Genomic DNA, 18,731 nt, shown 5'->3' with positions numbered 1-18,731 from the left:
GCGCCCCCGATCGCACGGCACCCGCGCCCCCGATCGCACGGCACCCCTGCCCCGCGACCGCCCGTCAGAGCGACTGCGGGAAGGCGAAGAGGCGCTCCGGGTCGTACTGCTTCTTCAGATCGGTGAGGCGGTCGGCCGCCGAGCCGTAGTAGGCCCGGCGCCAGTCGGTCAGCGCCGGGTCGGTGTAGTTCTGGTACGCCGCTCCGGAAGCGTGCCGGCGCATCGCCGCATGAGTGTTTTTCAGCCAGTCCTGTTGGGCGCCGCCCGCCGTGCCGGGGTTCCAGGAACCGATGTACTGGGCGAGCACGCGCGAGCCGCGGTGGACGAAGGCCGTCGACTGCGGGGAGACCCGGTTGATCGCCCCGCCGAGCGCGGTGAGTGCGATGGAGCCGCCACCGCCGCCCTGCGTCACCGGGATCCGGGTGAAGGCCTCGGTCCGGTCGAGCAGGGCCTGCACGCCCGCCGGGGACAGGGAGCGGTCGTAGAAGTCGGACGCCGCGGCGTACGTCTCGCGCTGGAGCGTGCCCTGGGTGGTGCGGCCGGGCGTCGTCCCCGGCAGATGGCACTGCGCGTCGGTGATGCCCGAGCAGCCCGCGTACACGAGCATCGACTCCTGGTAACTGCGGCGGCGCAGCGAGACGGAGGAGGCCGGGGCACCGATCCGGTCGGCGAGGCGGTCGACGGCGTTCTGCAGGTCGCCGTAGGTACCCAGGCTGAACGCGGCGACCGAAACGGTCGGGTTGCCGCCCCCGGGGCCGGCGGCGAGGTGTGCGGAGGACCAGATCTCGTCGGGCTGGGACGGGCCCCACTCCTGCCAGGCCGAGACGACGGACCGGGCGCGTGACCACGGCCACGACATGTACGCGGTGACGGTCTGCGGGGCCGGGCGGGTGCGGAACGTCAGCTCGGTGACCACGCCGAAGTTGCCGTTGCCCGCACCGCGCAGCGCCCAGAAGAGGTCCGGGTGGCGCTTGGCGTCCGCGGTGAGGGTCTTGCCGTCGGCCGTGACGATGGTCGCCGCGGTCAGGCTGTCGCAGGTCAGGCCGTATGCGCGGGAGGCGACGCCGTGGCCGCCGCCGAGGGTGAGGCCGGAGATGCCGACGGTGGGGCAGGAGCCGCCGGGGATCGTCAGGCCGCTGCGGGCGAGGCCCTGGTAGACGTCGATGAGTTTGGCGCCCGCGCCGATCGTGCCGTTCGCCCCGACGCGGGACAGTGACGAGACGTCAAGGACGAGGCGGCCGTTTCCGCTCGACCAGCCCGCGTACGAGTGTCCGCCGCTGCGGATGGACACCGGGGTGGCCGTGCGGCGGGCGAAGGACAGGCATTCGCGGATGTCCGCCTCGTGCCGGACGTAGGCGACCGCTGCGGGTTTCAGGCCGTCGAAGCGGGTGTTGTAGAGCTGATGGGCGGTCGGATAGGAGGCGTCCTGGGGCCGTACGACGCTGCCGTCGAGGCTCTTGGCCAGGGCCGACCAGTCCGCCGGTCCGGCGGGGGAGGGCTTCGGCGGGGCCGATGACGCCGGTGAGGCGGGAGAGCTTCCCGTGCTTCCGGTGCCCCCCGTGCCCCCTGTGCTCCCCGTGCCCCCTGTGCTTCCCGAGGTGCCGGAAGTACCTGAAGTGCCGCTGCAGGCGGTGGTGGTGACGCCGGTGAGTGCTGCCGCGGCGCCCGCGGTGAGCAGGGTGCGCCGGGCGGGCAGGGGTGGCAGGTTCATCGGATCTCCGAGTCTTGGCGCTCAAGGGCCGGACGGTGGGGGCGGAGGCCGGGGTGCGGGGGATCAGCCGGAGACGCCGGGGACGGCGGACGTACCGGGGGAGGAGTCAGGGTGCCGCGCGGTGCTCCGCGGCGTCCGTACGCGCCCGGTCTCTGGAGCGGCGGGCCGGTCCGAACCACCCACAGGCGCAGCGTGCGGTGCAGAAGGAGCCGCGTTCGACGGTCGTGGGTTCGTGCCCGGCGGACACGGGGGCGGGGGCGGTCGGCGGGACCTCGTCGGGGCGTTGGTCATACACCCGTCCACGGTACTGGGCACGGCCACCCGGCGGTGTGGCCGACGGGGGCGGCGTGACGGGGGACACGGGGCGTCGTTATCCGGACGGATGGGCCTCTCGGGCAGGCGTTACGGCGTTGGGGGTTGGCAGGCGATGGTGGTGCGGCAGCACAGGTCCGGAGGCGGGGCGCGCGCTGTCTGCGCCCTTGCCGTGGTGGGTGTGATGGCGGCGACCGCCGGATGTTCGGGCAGCGGTGGCGGCGGTGACCGGGCCGTGGCCGACGAGCGGGGCGCGGCCGATGCCCTCGACGCGGTCCACCGCGCGGCCGCGGTGCTGGCGGGGACGGTGAGCGGGACCGGAACGGTGGCGGTGGCCGCCTCCGCTCCCGGGTACACCGCCGGGACCGCCGAGGTGCGTACGTCGATGGAGACCGCGGCGGGCGGGACGCGGGTGACCATCAGGGGCCGGGGCACGTACGACTTCCGCAACCGGAAGGGCCGGCTCATGGTCGTGCTGCCCAAGGACGCCGCCGGTGAGGAGGAGCACCGTCCCATCACCGAACTGCTGGCCCCCGGCGCGCTCTACATGATGAACCGCGGCGCCGGAGTGCCCGCGGACAAATGGGTCAGGGTCGACACGACGGCCCTGGAGGACGGCAATCTCGTCACCGGCGGGGTGACCGATCCGATGGCCGCCGCCGAACTGCTGCGCGGGGCGCGGCAGGTGACGTACGTGGGGAAGACCGTGCTCGCCGGGGTCCCCGTGCGGCACTACCGGGGGACGGCGGACATCGGGCTGGCCGCTCGCGAGGCCGCGCCGGGATCGGGCGGGGCGCTGGCGGCGGCAGCGAAAGGGTTCAGCACGGACACGGTGCCGTTCGACGCGTACCTCGACGAGCAGGGGCGGCTGTGCAAGGTGCGCCACCGGTTCAGCTTCGCCAACGAGGGGCCGGCGGTGGAGGTGGTGTCGACCACATTGCTGTTCGGCTTCGGGGTGCCGGTCTCCGTACGGCTTCCGGAGGGCCGCGACATCTATACGGGGCAGATCCGACAGCGATAGCCGAGGGGCGGACGGGTGCGGGCGGAGGCATAGGCATGCCGGCGGTGACGAAATGGTCCGTCCGTGCCATGCGCGGCCCGTGGTCCGCTCCCTACGCTAGGAAGCCGGCGACGGCAGTGAGAGGTGAGTGACGTGGTGACGCTCAGCACGCGGACCGTATCCGACCATGTGGCCCTCGCCGAGATCGAGCTCTGCGGTGAGCTGATGATCGCCGCGTCGGCCGCGATCGGGGAACGGCTCAGTGCGGACCGTATCGACGAGGTGCTCAACGTCCGGGTGATCACCGAGCGGTCCACCGTCCCCCGGCAGGGCGACCACCGGGGGTGAGCGTCCCGCGGCCCGAGGACCCCCGCCATCAGGTGCGGAGCAGCCGGGCGATCGCCTTCGTGGCTTCCTCGACCTTGGCGTCGATCTCCTCGCCGCCCTTGACCGCCGCGTCCGCGACGCAGTGCCGCAGGTGCTCCTCCAGCAGCTGGAGGGCGAAGGACTGGAGCGCCTTCGTGGACGCCGATACCTGGGTCAGTATGTCGATGCAGTAGACGTCCTCGTCGACCATGCGCTGGAGACCGCGGATCTGGCCCTCGATCCGGCGCAGCCGCTTGAGGTGTTCGGCCTTCTGGTGGTGATAACCGTGTATGCCGCGGTCGTGATCGGTGACGGTGGATTCCGTCTCGGCGGTGGTCCCGGCGGTCTCGGTGGTGGTCATTACTTCCTCCCGTTTTCCCTTTACCCTGCCGTCTATATACCCCTGGTGGGTATATCTTAACGAATTCAGCTGAAACGTGACCGGGGGCCCGTGCTCATCACTGTGCCTGATGCGCGACACTGAAGAACGCCGGTTAGCCGTGGCCGGATGATGCGCCTAGCATCAGCCTGACCGAATCCAAAGCACCCCGAGGACCCCACGTGCGCTTTCGTCTGACCCCCAGGGAGACGAGCTTCTACGACATGTTCTCCGCATCCGCGGACAACATCGTCACGGGCTCGAAACTCCTGATGGAACTGCTCGGGGCGGACTCTGCCTCCCGAGTCGAGATCGCGGAGCGCATGCGGGCAGCGGAGCACGCGGGGGACGATGCCACCCACGCGATCTTCCACCAGCTGAACTCCTCTTTCATTACGCCCTTCGACCGCGAGGACATTTACAACCTCGCTTCTTCGCTCGACGACATCATGGACTTCATGGAGGAGGCCGTCGACCTGGTCGTGCTGTATCAGGTCGAGGAACTTCCCAAGGGCGTCGCCCAGCAGATCGAGGTGCTGGCCCGGGCGGCCGAGCTGACCGCCGAGGCGATGCCGGGGCTGCGGACCATGGACAATCTCACCGAGTACTGGATCGAGGTCAACCGTCTGGAGAACCAGGCCGACCAGATCCACCGCAAACTGCTCGCCCATCTCTTCAACGGCAAGTACGACGCCATAGAGGTGCTGAAGCTCAAGCAGATCGTGGACGTGCTGGAAGAGGCGGCCGACGCGTTCGAGCACGTCGCCAACACGGTGGAGACCATCGCGGTCAAGGAGTCCTGAACCACGTGGACACCTTTGTGCTGATCGTGACCATCGGTGTCGCGCTCGGCTTCACGTATACGAACGGCTTCCACGACTCGGCGAACGCCATCGCCACGTCCGTCTCCACCCGCGCACTCACGCCCCGCGCGGCGCTGGCGATGGCCGCGGTGATGAACCTCGCGGGTGCGTTCCTGGGCAGCGGTGTCGCCAAGACCGTCAGCGAGGGTCTGATCGCGACGCCCGAGGGCCACAAGGGGATGGGCATCCTCTTCGCCGCGCTCGTCGGCGCGATCATCTGGAACCTCGTCACCTGGTACTTCGGGCTGCCCTCCTCGTCCTCGCACGCCCTGTTCGGCGGCATGGTCGGCGCGGCGCTCGCCGGCGGGACGATGGTGCACTGGGACGGGGTGCTGGACAAGGTCGTCATCCCGATGTTCGTCTCGCCGGTCATCGGCCTGGTCGTCGGCTATCTGGTGATGGTCGCGATCATGTGGATGTTCCGGAAGTCCAACCCGCACAAGGCCAAGCGCGGCTTCCGGATCGCACAGACGGTCTCGGCCGCGGGCATGGCGCTCGGCCACGGTCTGCAGGACGCGCAGAAGACGATGGGCATCGTGGTGATGGCGCTGGTCATCGCCGACGTCGAGAGCCCGAGCGACCCGATCCCGGTCTGGGTGAAGCTGGTCTGCGCCCTGATGCTCTCGCTGGGTACGTACGCGGGTGGCTGGCGCATCATGCGGACGCTCGGCCGGAAGATCATCGAGCTGGACCCGCCGCAGGGGTTCGCGGCGGAGACGACGGGCGCGTCGATCATGTTCGGTTCGGCGTTCCTGTTCCACGCGCCGATCTCCACGACGCATGTGATCACCTCGGCGATCATGGGTGTGGGCGCCACGAAGCGGGTGAACGCCGTGCGGTGGGGTGTCGCCAAGAACATCATCCTGGGCTGGTTCATCACGATGCCGGCCGCGGCGCTGGTCGCCGCCGCGAGCTACGGAGTCGTGGTTCTGCTCTTCGGCTGACGGCCGGCCATGATCACGGCGGTACGGAAACGGGGCCGCCCCCACTCCCTCTGCGGGGAGCGGGGGCGGCCCCTTCGCCTTGCGGTGGCACCGCCATGCAGCACCTCAAGGCCGTCTGGGGACGAGGCCGGTTCGCCGGAGGGGTGAGGCGGTTCGCCGGTGGAAACCACCACCGGGCGTAACCACCCACGCCCCCGGCCCACGTCAGCCCCGTTGCCGGGTGACTATCCGAAGCGGCCCGAGATGTAGTCCTCGGTGGCCTGGACGGACGGGTTGGAGAAGATGCGTTCCGTCTCGTCGATCTCCACGAGCTTGCCGGGCTTGCCGACCGCCGCGAGGTTGAAGAACGCCGTGCGGTCCGAGACACGGGCCGCCTGCTGCATGTTGTGCGTCACGATGACGATCGTGAAGCGCTCCTTCAGCTCGCCGATCAGGTCCTCGATGGCGAGGGTGGAGATCGGGTCCAGGGCGGAGCACGGCTCGTCCATCAGCAGCACGTCCGGCTCGACCGCGATCGCGCGGGCGATGCACAGGCGCTGCTGCTGACCGCCGGAGAGACCGGAGCCGGGCTTGTTCAGCCGGTCCTTGACCTCGTTCCAGAGGTTGGCGCCGCGCAAGGACTTCTCGACGATGTCGGGCAGCTGGCTCTTCTTGTACGAGCCGTTCAGCCTGAGGCCCGCGGCGACGTTGTCGAAGATCGACATGGTCGGGAACGGGTTCGGGCGCTGGAAGACCATGCCGACCGTGCGGCGCACGGTGACCGGGTCGACGTTCGCCCCGTACAGGTTCTCGTCGTCCAGCAGCACCTTGCCCTCGACGCGGCCACCGGGGGTGACCTCGTGCATGCGGTTCAGGGTGCGCAGGAAGGTGGACTTGCCGCAGCCGGACGGGCCGATGAAGGCGGTCACGGAGCGGGGCTCCACGGTCATCGAGATGTCCTCGATGGCGAGGTGGGAGCCGTAGTAGGCGGACAGGCCGCTGACGTCGATGCGCTTGGCCATCTGAATCACTGCTTCTTTCGTGCCGCGGTCAGCGGCCGGTCTTCGGGGCCTTCCAGCGGGCGATGCCGCGGGCCACCAGGTTGAGGATCATGACGAAGGCGATCAGGACCAGCGCGGCGGCCCAGGCACGGTCGTACGACTGGTCGGTGCCGACCCTGTACTGCTCCCAGATGTACAAGGGGAGCGAGGACTGTGCGCCCTGGAACGGGTTGGTGTTGATCAGCTGGCTGCCGAAGACCAGCAGCATGATCGGCGCGGTCTCACCGGCGATCCGGGCGATCGCGAGCATCACACCGGTGGTGATGCCGCCGATCGCGGTCGGCAGGACCACCTTCAGGATCGTGCGCCACTTCGGGACGCCGAGGGCCAGCGATGCCTCGCGGAGCTCGTTCGGGACGAGCTTGAGCATCTCCTCGGTGGAGCGGACCACGACCGGGATCATCAGGATCGTGAGCGCCAGCGCACCCATCAGACCGGACGGCGGGATCTTCGTCATCAGCATGATCGACAGGATGAAGAGACCCGCGACGATGGACGGGATGCCCGTCATGACGTCGACGAAGAAGGTCACGGCCTTGGCCAGGGCGCCCTTGCCGTACTCCACCAGGTAGACGGCGGTCAGCATGCCGATCGGGGCGGAGATCACGGTGGCGATGCCGACCTGCTCCAGCGTTCCGATCAGTGCGTGGTAGACACCGCCGGTCGCCTCGGTGCCGAGCACGCCGGCCATCGAGTGGGTCAGGAAGTACCCGTCCAGGCGCTCCGCGCCGCGGCTGATCGTCGTCCACAGCAGCGAGGCGAGCGGCACGACGGCCAGCAGGAAGCAGACCCAGACGACGCTGGTGGCGAGCCGGTCCTTGGCCTGGCGCCGGTTCTCGACGACCGAGGTCGTGACGTACGAGATGACGACGAAGAGGAGGGCGGAGAACAGCCCCCACTGGGTGCGGCTCTGCCAGCCCGCCGCCATGCCGGTGCCCACGCCCAGCACGATTGCGACGGCCGCGAAGGCGAAGGGGGCCCAGCGGGGGAGTGCCCGGCTGCTCAGGCTGGTCGGGCGGGCGGACGCCGTCGGGGCGGGGCGCTCCTGTATGCCGGTGTTGGCTGCCTGGCTCATGCGTTGGCCCCCGAGTATTCCTTGCGGCGGGCGATGATCAGCCGGGCCGCGCCGTTGACCAGCAGAGTGAGGATGAAGAGCACGAGACCGGAGGCGATCAGGGCGTCGCGCCCGAGCTCGTCGGCCTCGCCGAACTTCGCGGCGATGTTCTGGGCGAAGGTGCCGCCGCCCGGGTTGAGCAGATGGCCGGAGATGAGGAAGCTCGGCGACAGGACCGTGGCGACGGCCATCGTCTCGCCGAGCGCACGGCCCAGGCCCAGCATCGAGGCGGAGATCACGCCGGAGCGGCCGAAGGGGATCACCGAGAGGCGGATGACCTCCCAGCGGGTGGCGCCCAGGGCGAGGGCGGCTTCCTCGTTCATCCTCGGGACCTGGAGGAAGACTTCGCGGCTGACGCTGGTCACGATCGGCAGGATCATGATCGCGAGCAGGATGCCGACGGTGAAGAGCGAGCGGGCGACGCCGACCTCGGTCTTCTCGAAGATGTACGTCCAGCCGAAGAACTGGTCGAGCCAGAGGTTCGTGCCCTCCAGGTACGGGACCAGGACGAGGGCGCCCCAGATGCCGTACACGATGCTCGGCACTGCGGCGAGCAGGTCGACGACGTATGCGAGGGGCGCGGCCAGCTTGCGCGGCGCGTAGTGCGAGATGAACAGGGCGATACCGACAGCGACCGGGACGGCGATGGCCATCGCGATGACCGAGCTGACGATCGTGCCGAAGAGGAGGACCGCGATGCCGAAGACCGGCGGGTCGCCGGCCGGGTTCCAGTCCAGGGTGGTGAGGAAGTTGCCTTCGTCCTTGGACACGGCGAGCGAGGCGCGGTAGGTCAGGAACACGGCGATCGACGCCATGATCACGAGCAGCAGGATGCCCGAGCCCCTGGAGAGGCCCAGGAAGACCTTGTCGCCCACGCGCCCGGACTTGGTCCCGGCGCGCTTGCGCGCCACCGGCGCTGCCGGCGGCGTTTCTATCGGTGTGGTGGAAGCCATGGTCTTTCCGGTCTGTGTGGGGGAGCGGTCTGGCTCCCCTGGCGGCGGTGCACCGGATGGGTGGTGGCGGACCGGTCCGGAGGGGTGCACCGGACCGGTCCGCCGGATGTTGCTGGTGTTGCTGAAGGTGTTACTGGTGGTGCTTGCGCGTCCCGGTTACGAGAGGGAGCCGATGGTCTCGCGGACCTTGGCGTTGATCTCGGTCGGGATCGGCGCGTAGCCGGCGTCGATGAGGAGCTTCTGGCCCTCGTCACCGGCGGTGTAGTTCAGGAAGGACTTGACCGTGGGAAGGGTCTCGGCCTTGTTGCCCTTGTCGCAGACGACCTCGTACGTCACCAGGACGATCGGGTAGGCGCCCTCGGCCTTGGTGCCGTAGTCGAGGTCGAGCGCCAGGTCCTTGCCGGTGCCCTTGATCTTGGCGGCGGCGATGGCCTTGGAGGCGTTCTCCGGGGTCGCCTTGACCGGGGCGGCGCCACCGGTGTCGATGTCGACGGTGGAGAGCGACTGCGAGGTGGCGTAGCTGAGCTCGAAGTAGCCGATCGCGCCGTCGACCTGCTTCACCTGAGCGGCCACATCGGAGGAGGTGGACGCGGACTGGCCACCGGGGGCCGGCCACTTCTTCTCGGCCTCGTACTTCCAGTCGCTCGGGGCGGCTGCGCCCAGGTACTTGCCGAGGTTCTGGGTGGTGCCGGAGTCATCGGAACGGTGGAAGGCCTGGATGGCCTTGTCCGGGAGCTTCGCGCCGCTGTTGAGCTTGGCGATCGCCGGGTCGTTCCACTTCTTGATCTTGCCGTCGAAGATCTTGGCGAGGGTGGGGGCGTCCAGCGTGAGGCTGTCGACACCTTCCAGGTGGAAGCCGATGGCGATCGGGCCGCCGACCATCGGGAGGTTGATGCCCTGGCCGCCCTTGCAGATCTTCTTCGAGTTGGCGACCTCTTCGGGCTTCAGCGCCGAGTCGGAACCGGCGAAGCCGACCGTGCCGTCGTTGAAGGCGATGATGCCGTCACCGGAGGAGGACGACTTGTAGTTGACCTCGACGCCCGAGCAGCCGGCCATGTAGTTCTTGACCCAGAGGTCCATGGCGTTCTTCTGCGCGCTGGAGCCGGAGGCGAGCAGCTGGCCCTTGGCGTCGTCGCACTTGATGTTCGACGCGGCGCTCGTCTTCCCGCCGTTGCCGCCGGTGGAGCCGCCGCTGTTGTCGTCCGAACCGCACGCCGTGAGGACCAGGGCGCCGGAGACGGCGAGGGCACCGAGCGCGGTGGCACGAAGCCGGTTCTTGCGCTGAAGCTTCACTTTTCGGGTGTTCCTTCCAGGAGCCGCCGAGGTCTTTTTCGTTCTACGACGGCGTGCGATGTGTTGGGTGCTCCGGCGTAGCGCCGCGCACCGTGTACTGCCGAAGTTAGGCAGAACAGGTGAAGCGGCCTACGGGGGAGAGTGAACGGAAGGTGAACCGTGCAGGACGGTGCGGTTCTGGCCCTCGGTCAGGCGTTCGGCAGGATCGCGAGCAGGGCGTCCAGCAGATCCCGGTCACGGTCCTGGGTGAGGCGGGTACGGGCCGCCGCCGGGGAGAGCCAGCTCACCCGGTCCACCTCGGCGTTGGGCACGAAGCAGCCGCCGGTCGCCTCGGCCGCCCAGTAGGCGACCTCCTTGGGGCGGCCGTTCGCGAGATAGCGGACCGTGGGGAGCGGGGCGCCGGGGGCGCAGTGGTGGCCGGTCTCCTCCAGGACCTCGCGCCGGGCGGCGTCCAGCGCGGGCTCGCCGCGCTTCAGCTTGCCCTTGGGGTGCGACCAGTCGTCGTAACGGGGTCTGTGGACCAGGCAGATCTCCAGCCCGCCGGATTCCGACCGGCGCCACAGCACGCACCCCGCGGCGAGCACCGGCCCGTTCACGGTGCGCTTGGCGCCGCGGGCGCCCACCGCCCCGCTCATGGTGCGATCACGGCCGCGGCGGTGTACGGCCAGCTCGTCCGGAACACGCCGCGGGCCGCCTCCACCTCATGGCGCTGGTCGGCGTGGAGCACCCCCAGGGCGTACGCGGTCGCGGGCGCGATGCGGGGTGTGCGGGCCGCCGATGCCGCCGCCGCGGCCGCCTCCGAGGCGTCCCGGTGCAGATCGAGCGCGTGGCCCGGCGCGGCCAGGACCGGGTCGGGGGCGCCCCGCACCACCTCGTGGGCGTACCGGTGCAGCCGGAGCAGCAGCCGGGCCCGGTGCCAGGGCGCGTCCTGCGCCTCGTTGTACGGCTCGACCGCCTGGCCGGACGGGAGCGCCGCCACCGCGCCGAGCAGCTGCTGTTCGGCCCGGTCGGCGGGCCCGTGCAGCATCTCCTCGGCCGGGGCCGCGGCCGCCGGGGCGAGCGGGACCTCCGAGGCGAGCAGTGCGACGGCGTCGGCCACCGCGTGGAAGCGGGAGGAGCCGAGCGCCTGGAGCGCCGCGGAGTGGGCGCGGGTCCGGGCGAGGGTCAGCTGCCGTTCCAGGAGCGCTCCGGCGCGGGCCGCGCCGACGCCGAGGGCGGCGCGTTCCTTGTCGGCGGCGCTGTCGGAGCCGGCCCCGTTGCGGGCGCTGGGCAGCGAGGTGCCGGACAGGGCGTGCAGCGCTTCGAGGAGCCGGTGCAGCCGGGTCGCGTAGGCGTGTTCCCTGGCCAGGGTGCCGGAGAGCCAGGCCAGTTCGGTACGGAGCTGCTCGGCCCAGGTGGCGTCCAGCGCCGCCCGGAAGGTGTGCAGCGTGCCGCTGATCCGGCGCGAGGAGCGGCGCAGCGCGCCGGCGGCCTCCTCGGCCCTGTGGGTTCCGGCGTCCGTGGGGGCGCTGTTCTCGCGGTGCAGGCGCAGGCTGCGGAGGAATTCGGCGGCCTGTTCCTGAAGGTAGGGCGCGAGTACCGCGCCTGCCGTAAGGTCCGCCTGCGTCGTCTGGTGGTCATGGCGTCGCACGCCGGCGCCTCCGGGCGTCAATGAGCATTTCCTGTACGTGCCGCAGCGGCTGGCCGTCCGCGTCCGTGGCGTGCCGGGTCCAGTTCCCGTCGGGACCGAGGTGCCAGGAGGAGGTGGTGTCGGCCATGCCGGTCTCCAGGAGACGGCTGAGTGCGGCACGGTGGGCGGGATCGGTGACCCGGACCAGTGCTTCGATCCGGCGGTCGAGATTGCGGTGCATCATGTCGGCGCTGCCGAACCACACCTCGGGTTCGCCGCCGTTGCCGAACGCGAAGACCCGGGAGTGTTCGAGGAAGCGGCCCAGGATCGAGCGGACCCGGATGTTCTCGGAGAGACCGGTGACACCGGGACGGATCGCGCAGATGCCGCGTACCCAGATGTCCACCGGTACGCCGGCCATCGCGGCCCGGTAGCAGGCGTCGACGATCGCCTCGTCGACCATCGAGTTGACCTTGATGCGGACGTAGGCGGTCCGCCCGGCCCGGTGGTGCGTGATCTCCTTGTTGATCCGGGCGATCAGCCCGTCCCGCAGGGATTTCGGGGCGACCAGGAGACGGCGGTAGGTCTCGCGGCGGGAGTAGCCGGAGAGCCGGTTGAAGAGGTCGGACAGGTCCGCGCCGACCTGCGGGTCCGCGGTCAGCAGGCCGAGGTCCTCGTAGAGCCTGGCCGTCTTGGGGTGGTAGTTGCCGGTGCCGACGTGGGAGTAGCGGCGCAGGGTGTCGCCCTCCTGCCGGACGACGAGCGAGAGCTTGCAGTGGGTCTTGAGGCCGACGAGACCGTAGACGACATGGCAGCCCGACTCCTCCAGCTTCCGCGCCCACTTGATGTTGGCCTGCTCGTCGAAGCGGGCCTTGATCTCCACGAGCACGAGGACCTGCTTGCCGGACTCGGCGGCGTCGATCAGGGCTTCCACTATCGGGGATTCGCCCGAGGTCCGGTACAGGGTCTGCTTGATGGCGAGGACGTCGGGGTCGGCGGCGGCCTGCTCCAGGAAGGCCTGTACGGAGGTGGAGAAGGAGTCGTACGGGTGGTGCAGGAGCACGTCGCGTTCGCGCAGCGCGGCGAAGATGTCGGGCGCGGAGGCGGATTCGACCTCGGCGAGATCGCGGTGGGTGCCGGCGATGAACTTGGGGAACTTCAGCTCGGGCCGGTCCAGCGACGCTATGCCGAAGAGCCCGGTGAGGTCGAGCGGGCCGGGCAGCGGGTAGACCTCGGCGTCGGACACCTTCAGCTCGCGTACCAGCAGGTCCAGCACGTACGGGTCGATGGACTCCTCGACCTCCAGGCGGACCGGCGGGCCGAAGCGGCGCCGCATGAGCTCCTTCTCCAGGGCCTTGAGGAGGTTCTCGGCATCGTCCTCCTCGACCTCCAGGTCCTCGTTCCTGGTGACCCGGAACATGTGGTGGGCGAGGACCTCCATGCCCGGGAAGAGCTCTTCGAGGTGGGCGGCGATGACGTCCTCTATGGGCACGTACCGCTGCGGCGACGCCTCCAGGAAGCGGGTCAGCAGCGGCGGCACCTTGACCCGGGCGAAGTGGCGGTGGCCGCTGACCGGGTTGCGTACGACGACGGCGAGGTTGAGCGAGAGCCCCGAGATGTACGGGAAGGGGTGCGCCGGGTCGACGGCGAGAGGAGTCAGCACGGGGAAGACACGCTGCCGGAAGAAGGTGAACAGGCGGGCCTGTTCCTTCTCGGTCAGCTCGGGCCAGCGGATCAGCTGGATTCCCTCGTCGGACAGGGCGGGGGCGACGTCCTGCTGGTAGCAGGCGGCGTGCCGGGCCATGAGTTCGCGCGAGCGGGTCCAGATCAGGTCCAGGACCTCGCGGGGCTGGAGTCCGGAGGCGGAACGGGTGGCGACGCCGGTGGCGATACGGCGCTTCAGACCGGCCACCCGGACCATGAAGAACTCGTCCAGGTTGGAGGCGAAGATGGCGAGGAAATTAGCCCGTTCGAGTAGGGGGGTAGCCGGGTCCTCGGCCAGTTCGAGCACTCGTTCGTTGAACGCGAGCCAACTGCGCTCGCGGTCCAGGAAGCGGCCCTGGGGCAGCTCGTCGCCGTCGACATCGGGTTCGTACGCGTCGACGTCGGCGTCGATATCGGGATCCAGATCGGCCGCGGTCGACAGTGCGGCGCCGTTGGACGCGGCGACGGCGTGCGGCCGGTGTGCGGCGAGGGAGCCGACCGACGGCTGCACGGTGGACTGGACCGGTACCTCGGAGCTGGGCTGCTGGCTCATGGCCCTATTGTTCCGCGCGGATGGCTCCGGGGGCGCGCCGGAAGGTGCGGAGATCGCGGGGAACGCACGGTTGACGTCGTTCGTGCGGTCTCCGCCGGGATTTCTCCCGTTGCGGGGGGTCGGCACAGCTGGCTGCATTTCGAGAGGGTCGCAAGCGCTTCTGAATGGCTGGTAACGGCGACATGACGTGCAGGAAGCGGTGTGCCGTGCGCGGATTGGTCATATGAACCGTTTCCGGGCCCCGGGGAGGGGCCCGGAACGTACGGACGTCAGCCGTGGCGGCGGCGCAGCACCCGGAAGGCGACGGCGACGGCGAGGGCGGCCAGGGCGAGCAGGATGCCGGTCTCGACGAGCTGGAGGGGCCAGAAGTGCGAGGCGGGGTGGTAGTCGAGGTAGCGGAGGGTGATGTCCTTGTCGGCCAGGCACTGCTTGAGGTCGTTGTGCCAGCTCAGGCATGCATCGGCGGGCAGCCGTTCGCCGCTGCTGGTCACCCAGCCTTCTCCGGTGTCGACGGCTCCGTCGGGGAACCGGTATTCGCTGAACGGCTTGAACGTGTGCGTCAGCGAGGGCCACAGACCGTTGCGCACGGTGTTCAGGGCCACCACCAGCGCGCCGTATCCGATCACGGTCACGACCATCGCGGCGACGGTGCGCCGCAGCAGCAGCCCGGCGAGTGCGCCGAGGGCCAGCATGCACAGGGCGTAGCCGACGGGGACGGTCCCGATTGAGCCGTACACTCACGGGAGTACCGCTCGGACGGGCGGTGTATCGCGTTCTCCCGTGTCTGCGCCCAGGCGCAGGCGGCCGACAGCACGGAGACGGAGGCCAGCGTCGCGACGGCGGGTACTGCGAGTTTGGCGGCGAGCCAGCGTGTGGGTGTCACGGACTGGGACCACGCAAGCTTGTATGTGCCGCTCTCCATCTCGCGGGCGATCACCGGGCCGGCCACGAAGATGCCGACGAACGCGGGGAGGACCAACATCAGCAGGCCGGACCAGTCGAGGACATCCTTCATCCAGTTCTGGCGGTCGAGGTATTCGTTGACCGTGTCGACACAGCCGGGCACGGTGTGCCGGACCGAGCAGCCCGTCGCGGCGAAGGCGTTCGCGACATGGTCGGTCCACAGCCAGGTGCCGACCAGCGCGACGACGGCCAGGAGGGGGAGCGCGCCCAGGAGCTGAAGGGCCTGCCGGTGCTGAGCCAGGACGACGCGGTTCGGGCCGCGCAGGGCGATCGTGCTCATACGGCCGCCACCTCCAGCCCGGCCTCGGCGCTCGGCGTCAGCAGCGCCGGGACCTCCGGCGACCGCAGATGCGCCAGCAGCAGTTCCTCCAGGGAAGGCTCGGTGGCCTCCCAGACGTCCGTGTCCACGGGTCCTTGCCTCCGTACGAGTGCGGTCTTCAGACGTCCCGCGGTGCGGGACTCGACGACGGTGTGCGGTGCGGTGTCCCGTACCGGACCGGTGAGCAGGGTGTGCGCGGCGAGGAGGTCCTCCGTCTCGCCGCCGAGGCGGACCCGGCCGCCGTCGACGAGCAGGAGGTAGTCGCAGGCGCCCTCCAGCTCGGTGAGGATGTGCGAGGACATCACGATGGTGGTGGAGTGCTCGGCGGCCTCCGCCATCAGCGCGCCCATCAGCTGGTGGCGGGCGAGCGGGTCGAGGTCGGCCATCGGCTCGTCCAGCAGCAGCAGTTCGGGCCGCTTGCCCAGCGCGAGGGCCAGGGCGAGCCGGGTGCGCTGGCCGCCGGACAGGGCACGGACCGCGGCGTCGCGCGGGAGCTCCCCGGCGATGCGTTCGGCGGTGTCCTGGTCCCAGGTGGCGGGGTTCAGCTCGGCGCCCGCCCAGAGCGTCGCGGCGACCGTCAACTGCGGGTACAGCGGCTTGTCCTGGGCCACGAAGGCCATCCGGGCACGGGCCTGGCCGGGCGCCGCGCCCAGCACCCGTACCGTCCCCTCCGACGGCCGCAGGAAGCCGGCCGCGAGGGCGAGCAGGGTGGACTTGCCCGCGCCGTTGGGCCCGACGAGGGCGCACACCCGCCCGGCGGGCAGCCGGAAGGAGCAGCCGCGCAGCGCCCAGCCCCTGCCTCTGCCCCGGTACTTCATTCCGAGGCCGGTGGCCTCGATCGCAGCGCCTGTCATCCGGCCTGATCCCCCTCGAAAGTCCTGTCCAGTACGGCGGTGAAGAGCGCGCTCACGTCGTCCTTCTCCAGCCCGGCCGCGCGGGCCCGGCGGGTCCAGTCGGCGAGTTCGGCGCGCAGCGGTGCGTCGTCGGCGGCCGCCGCGCCGCCGAGGGCCCGGGTGACGAAGGTGCCGAGCCCGCGCCGGGCCTCGACCAGGCCCTCGCGCTCCAGCTCCCGGTAGGCCTTGAGCACGGTGTTCGGGTTGATCGCGGTGGCTTCGACGACCTCGCGCGCGGTGGGCAGCCGGTCGCCGGGCTCCAGCAGGCCGAGGCGGAGCGCCTGCTTGGTCTGCTGGACGATCTGGAGGTACGTGGCGACGCCGCTGCGCCGGTCGATGCGGTACTCGACCGCTGCGGACTCTGCCATGTTCACCCCTTTCACTAATTGAGTAGTGAAAGAGTGGCGCAAGGAAGGGGCGGCGTCAAGCGACGCCGCCCCCGGGTGAGTTGGGCTTGTAGCCCCTTGCCTCAGGACTCCGTGCGGTACATCAGGTCCACCTCGTGCGTCACGAAGCCCATCCGCTCGTAGACGGCCAGCGCCGCCTTGTTGTCCGCGTCCACGTAGAGCATCGCGGTCGGCAGCCCCTGGGCGGCCAGATGGCGCAGCCCGATCGCGGTGAGCGCCTTGCCGAGTCCGCCGCCCTGCGCGTCGGGCAGGATGCCGACGACGTACACCTCACCGAGCTGCTCCTCGGCGTGCGTCTTCGTCCAGTGGAAGCCGATCAGCTCGCCGTCGCGCTCGGCCAGGAAGAACCCCTTCGGGTCGAACCACGGCTCCGCCTTGCGGTCGTCCAGGTCGCGCTGGGTCAGCGAACCCTGCTCCGGGTGGTGCGCGAAGGCGGCGCTGTTCACCGTGAGCCAGGCGGCGTCGTCCTCGCCGGGCACGAAGGTGCGGACGGTGACGCCGGGCGGCAGTACCGGCTCACCGATGCCCAGCGGGCTCAACGGGCGGCGCAGCTGGCGCAGTTCGCGGAAGAGCGAGAGGCCGAGGACCTGCGCGAGATGCCGCGCCGCGGACTTCCCGCCGTGCGCCCACACCCGCAGCCGCTTCCCGGTCGTGGCGAGCAGCGCCGCGCCCAGCGCCCGCCCGTGGCCCTGCCCGCGGTACGAGGGATGCACGACCAGCTCGGCGGCCGGCGCCTCGACGGGGTCGGTGTCCTCCAGCTGCGCGTACCCGACCAGGACCGGGCCGCTGCTCAGCAGCAGATGCCGCACCCCCTCGCGCCGCCCGCCCCGCAGCTGCAGCCGCCCCTGCTCCGACACGGCCTGCCGGCCGTCGGACAGGGCCGCCTCGGCGAGCAGATCGGATACGGCTTCCGCCTGCTCGGGGGAGAGCACGTCGAGCGTCCGGATCTCGCGTCCGGGGGCGGGGAGGGGTGCGTCAGTCGTCATGCCTACGAGCGTACGGGGGCGGGGTGGGTGCCGGGGTGGTGTGCGGGTGCTTCGGGACTCAGGCCGTGGTCTGCGGCGTGTTCAGTACACCGTCGGCGATACGGGAGAGATCTTCGGCACTGGGCAGCAGCTCGCGCACGCGGTCGGGCAGGCCGGCGTAGGTGCTGACGGCCAGCGGCTGGTTGTGGCCGCGCAACGCGTACTCGACCATCGACCGGTCGCGGCTCTCGGCGATGAGAATGCCGATGGTGGGCCCGTCGAACTCCTTGTCCCGCACCAGATCGTCGACCACGGACACATAGAACCCGAGCTGCCCGAAGTGCTCGGGGTGAGCTTTTCGGGTCTTCAGTTCCAGCACGACGTAGCAGTGCAGCTTGCAGTGGTAGAAGAGCAGGTCGATGCGGTATTCGCTGTCGCCCACGACCACGGGGTACTGCCGCCCCACGAAGGCGAAGCCCACGCCCAGCTCGGTGAGGAACCTGATGAGGTGGGCCACGAGGGCGTCCTCCAGGTCCCGCTCCGTGTGCCTGCCACCCAGTTCGGTGAAGTCGAGCCGGTACGGGTCCTTGATGATCTCCTTCGCGGCCTCGGACCGTTCGGGGATGACGGCGTCGAAGTTGTTGATCGCGGCGGCGTGGGAGAGGTGCAGGGCGTGGTGGATCGCCGAGGTCAGATCGTCCCGGGACCAGCCGTTGCGGACTGCGTGCTGGGCGTAGAAGTTCAGTTCAGGGCGGGTTTTGCAGGCGGTCATGAGGGAGACGATGTGGCCCCACGGCAATTGCGCAACAGCCTGTTGCGCAAATCGTTCGGGCCATGTTCGAGCCATCTGCTGCATGTACTGAAGGCTCCGCGTGCTGAATCCCCGTTGGGTCGGGAACTCCGCCTTCAACTCGGCGGCAATGCGGGCGATGACCTTGGCGCCCCACTTCTCCTCCCGCTGTCGCGTCAGGATCGTCCGCCCGATCTCCCAGTACATCTGGAGCATCTCGGTGTTGACCTTCAGTTGGGCCCGCACATGTGCGCCCCGCACGATCGACTTCAGGTCGTCGATCATCTCGTGGAAGCCCGGTGGTAGTTCGGACGCCCGCTGGCCAGGTACGACGGCCTTGGATTCCGTTTCGTTGTCCATGGCGTACAGGCTTGCGCCGTACATGCGTGCCGGGACGTTTCTGCCCGCATATGTGAGCCATACGAGTGACCTGTGGCTGTTTGGGGCCATACCCACCGCATGGCAACCAGTTCGTAACCCGGGAAACCTGTCGCGCTACGCGCGTTGACCCTAGGCTGCGCACGAAGTCTCCAGACTCGTCATCACTTTCGAA

Annotated in this window: 20 protein-coding genes; 4 read left to right on the top strand and 16 right to left on the bottom strand. The window is 69.9% G+C overall.

Annotation, left to right across the window (positions count from 1 at the left end):
* Window positions 1-64: 64 nt before the first annotated feature.
* Together ACFVX4_RS18490 and ACFVX4_RS18485 are read right to left on the bottom strand one after the other, a co-directional pair.
* Window positions 65-1,711: an FAD-binding oxidoreductase gene (locus tag ACFVX4_RS18490; RefSeq protein ID WP_389978084.1), complete on the bottom strand. Its 1,647-nt coding sequence runs from the start codon at window positions 1,709-1,711 to the stop codon at window positions 65-67.
* A gap of 106 nt (window positions 1,712-1,817) precedes the next feature.
* Entirely contained in the window at window positions 1,818-2,006 is a 189-nt protein-coding gene (locus tag ACFVX4_RS18485; protein WP_389978082.1) for a hypothetical protein, read from the bottom strand.
* A gap of 132 nt (window positions 2,007-2,138) precedes the next feature.
* Here ACFVX4_RS18485 and ACFVX4_RS18480 point away from each other — a divergent pair, with 132 nt between their 5' ends.
* Entirely contained in the window at window positions 2,139-3,044 is a 906-nt protein-coding gene (locus tag ACFVX4_RS18480) for a hypothetical protein (protein ID WP_389978079.1), read from the top strand.
* Window positions 3,045-3,176: 132 nt separating this feature from the next.
* Window positions 3,177-3,371: a hypothetical protein gene (locus ACFVX4_RS18475; protein WP_389978076.1), complete on the top strand. Its 195-nt coding sequence runs from the start codon at window positions 3,177-3,179 to the stop codon at window positions 3,369-3,371.
* Between the two features lie 28 nt (window positions 3,372-3,399).
* On the opposite strand, the gene ACFVX4_RS18470 is transcribed toward ACFVX4_RS18475, so the two are convergent.
* Entirely contained in the window at window positions 3,400-3,750 is a 351-nt protein-coding gene (locus ACFVX4_RS18470; RefSeq protein WP_329814405.1) for a metal-sensitive transcriptional regulator, read from the bottom strand.
* Between the two features lie 200 nt (window positions 3,751-3,950).
* Here ACFVX4_RS18470 and ACFVX4_RS18465 point away from each other — a divergent pair, with 200 nt between their 5' ends.
* Both ACFVX4_RS18465 and ACFVX4_RS18460 read left to right on the top strand, forming a co-directional pair.
* Window positions 3,951-4,571 (top strand): DUF47 domain-containing protein, encoded by a 621-nt coding sequence (locus ACFVX4_RS18465; protein ID WP_093899728.1) that lies wholly within the window; start codon window positions 3,951-3,953, stop codon window positions 4,569-4,571.
* Between the two features lie 5 nt (window positions 4,572-4,576).
* Entirely contained in the window at window positions 4,577-5,575 is a 999-nt protein-coding gene (locus ACFVX4_RS18460; protein WP_266914046.1) for an inorganic phosphate transporter, read from the top strand.
* A gap of 224 nt (window positions 5,576-5,799) precedes the next feature.
* Here the strand turns inward: ACFVX4_RS18460 and pstB are convergent, their stop codons facing one another.
* The 13 genes from pstB to ACFVX4_RS18395 form a co-directional block, all read right to left on the bottom strand.
* Window positions 5,800-6,576, bottom strand: a complete 777-nt coding sequence (pstB, locus tag ACFVX4_RS18455) for a phosphate ABC transporter ATP-binding protein PstB (RefSeq protein ID WP_389978072.1) — start codon at window positions 6,574-6,576, stop codon at window positions 5,800-5,802.
* Between the two features lie 28 nt (window positions 6,577-6,604).
* Complete coding sequence (gene pstA, locus ACFVX4_RS18450; RefSeq protein WP_389978069.1) at window positions 6,605-7,690, bottom strand: phosphate ABC transporter permease PstA; 1,086 nt, start codon at window positions 7,688-7,690, stop codon at window positions 6,605-6,607.
* Complete coding sequence (pstC, locus tag ACFVX4_RS18445) at window positions 7,687-8,682, bottom strand: phosphate ABC transporter permease subunit PstC (RefSeq protein WP_389978066.1); 996 nt, start codon at window positions 8,680-8,682, stop codon at window positions 7,687-7,689. Before pstC ends, pstA begins: the two co-directional genes overlap by 4 nt.
* Window positions 8,683-8,838: 156 nt before the next feature.
* On the bottom strand, window positions 8,839-9,975 hold the full coding sequence (gene pstS, locus ACFVX4_RS18440) for a phosphate ABC transporter substrate-binding protein PstS (RefSeq protein ID WP_389978063.1): 1,137 nt from the start codon (window positions 9,973-9,975) through the stop codon (window positions 8,839-8,841).
* Between the two features lie 188 nt (window positions 9,976-10,163).
* Entirely contained in the window at window positions 10,164-10,571 is a 408-nt protein-coding gene (locus ACFVX4_RS18435; RefSeq protein WP_389978155.1) for an NUDIX hydrolase, read from the bottom strand.
* 35 nt (window positions 10,572-10,606) lie between these two features.
* Entirely contained in the window at window positions 10,607-11,605 is a 999-nt protein-coding gene (locus tag ACFVX4_RS18430) for a CHAD domain-containing protein (protein WP_389978060.1), read from the bottom strand.
* Window positions 11,592-13,841 (bottom strand): RNA degradosome polyphosphate kinase, encoded by a 2,250-nt coding sequence (locus tag ACFVX4_RS18425; protein WP_389978057.1) that lies wholly within the window; start codon window positions 13,839-13,841, stop codon window positions 11,592-11,594. The genes ACFVX4_RS18430 and ACFVX4_RS18425 overlap by 14 nt, the downstream gene beginning before the upstream one ends.
* 269 nt (window positions 13,842-14,110) lie before the next feature.
* Complete coding sequence (locus ACFVX4_RS18420) at window positions 14,111-14,533, bottom strand: hypothetical protein (RefSeq protein ID WP_389978055.1); 423 nt, start codon at window positions 14,531-14,533, stop codon at window positions 14,111-14,113.
* Entirely contained in the window at window positions 14,470-15,084 is a 615-nt protein-coding gene (locus ACFVX4_RS18415; protein ID WP_389978052.1) for a hypothetical protein, read from the bottom strand. Before ACFVX4_RS18415 ends, ACFVX4_RS18420 begins: the two co-directional genes overlap by 64 nt.
* Window positions 15,081-15,977: an ABC transporter ATP-binding protein gene (locus ACFVX4_RS18410; RefSeq protein WP_389978049.1), complete on the bottom strand. Its 897-nt coding sequence runs from the start codon at window positions 15,975-15,977 to the stop codon at window positions 15,081-15,083. The genes ACFVX4_RS18415 and ACFVX4_RS18410 overlap by 4 nt, the downstream gene beginning before the upstream one ends.
* On the bottom strand, window positions 15,974-16,384 hold the full coding sequence (locus ACFVX4_RS18405; protein ID WP_360540100.1) for a GntR family transcriptional regulator: 411 nt from the start codon (window positions 16,382-16,384) through the stop codon (window positions 15,974-15,976). The genes ACFVX4_RS18410 and ACFVX4_RS18405 overlap by 4 nt, the downstream gene beginning before the upstream one ends.
* A gap of 101 nt (window positions 16,385-16,485) precedes the next feature.
* Complete coding sequence (gene mshD, locus ACFVX4_RS18400; protein WP_389978046.1) at window positions 16,486-17,409, bottom strand: mycothiol synthase; 924 nt, start codon at window positions 17,407-17,409, stop codon at window positions 16,486-16,488.
* 58 nt (window positions 17,410-17,467) lie between these two features.
* On the bottom strand, window positions 17,468-18,538 hold the full coding sequence (locus ACFVX4_RS18395) for a YhcG family protein (RefSeq protein ID WP_389978044.1): 1,071 nt from the start codon (window positions 18,536-18,538) through the stop codon (window positions 17,468-17,470).
* Window positions 18,539-18,731: the final 193 nt, after the last annotated feature.

The organism is Streptomyces sp. NPDC058240, from assembly GCF_042882135.1.
Lineage (GTDB): Bacteria > Actinomycetota > Actinomycetes > Streptomycetales > Streptomycetaceae > Streptomyces.
Note: the sequence above shows the minus strand (reverse complement) of the source record. Positions and strands in the feature narration are given on the sequence as shown.

What these genes read in the sequence shown, in the direction of transcription:
- mshD (WP_389978046.1), bottom strand. Translation starts at nt 17,409, where the DNA reads ATGACGACTGACGCACCCCTCCCCGCCCCCGGACGCGAGATCCGGACG.
- ACFVX4_RS18415 (WP_389978052.1), bottom strand. Translation starts at nt 15,084, where the DNA reads ATGAGCACGATCGCCCTGCGCGGCCCGAACCGCGTCGTCCTGGCTCAG.
- pstB (WP_389978072.1), bottom strand. Translation starts at nt 6,576, where the DNA reads ATGGCCAAGCGCATCGACGTCAGCGGCCTGTCCGCCTACTACGGCTCC.
- ACFVX4_RS18425 (WP_389978057.1), bottom strand. Translation starts at nt 13,841, where the DNA reads ATGAGCCAGCAGCCCAGCTCCGAGGTACCGGTCCAGTCCACCGTGCAG.
- ACFVX4_RS18410 (WP_389978049.1), bottom strand. Translation starts at nt 15,977, where the DNA reads ATGACAGGCGCTGCGATCGAGGCCACCGGCCTCGGAATGAAGTACCGG.
- pstC (WP_389978066.1), bottom strand. Translation starts at nt 8,682, where the DNA reads ATGGCTTCCACCACACCGATAGAAACGCCGCCGGCAGCGCCGGTGGCG.
- pstA (WP_389978069.1), bottom strand. Translation starts at nt 7,690, where the DNA reads ATGAGCCAGGCAGCCAACACCGGCATACAGGAGCGCCCCGCCCCGACG.
- ACFVX4_RS18395 (WP_389978044.1), bottom strand. Translation starts at nt 18,538, where the DNA reads ATGGACAACGAAACGGAATCCAAGGCCGTCGTACCTGGCCAGCGGGCG.
- ACFVX4_RS18405 (WP_360540100.1), bottom strand. Translation starts at nt 16,384, where the DNA reads ATGGCAGAGTCCGCAGCGGTCGAGTACCGCATCGACCGGCGCAGCGGC.
- ACFVX4_RS18420 (WP_389978055.1), bottom strand. Translation starts at nt 14,533, where the DNA reads ATGCTGGCCCTCGGCGCACTCGCCGGGCTGCTGCTGCGGCGCACCGTC.
- ACFVX4_RS18490 (WP_389978084.1), bottom strand. Translation starts at nt 1,711, where the DNA reads ATGAACCTGCCACCCCTGCCCGCCCGGCGCACCCTGCTCACCGCGGGC.
- ACFVX4_RS18470 (WP_329814405.1), bottom strand. Translation starts at nt 3,750, where the DNA reads ATGACCACCACCGAGACCGCCGGGACCACCGCCGAGACGGAATCCACC.
- ACFVX4_RS18480 (WP_389978079.1), top strand. Translation starts at nt 2,139, where the DNA reads ATGGTGGTGCGGCAGCACAGGTCCGGAGGCGGGGCGCGCGCTGTCTGC.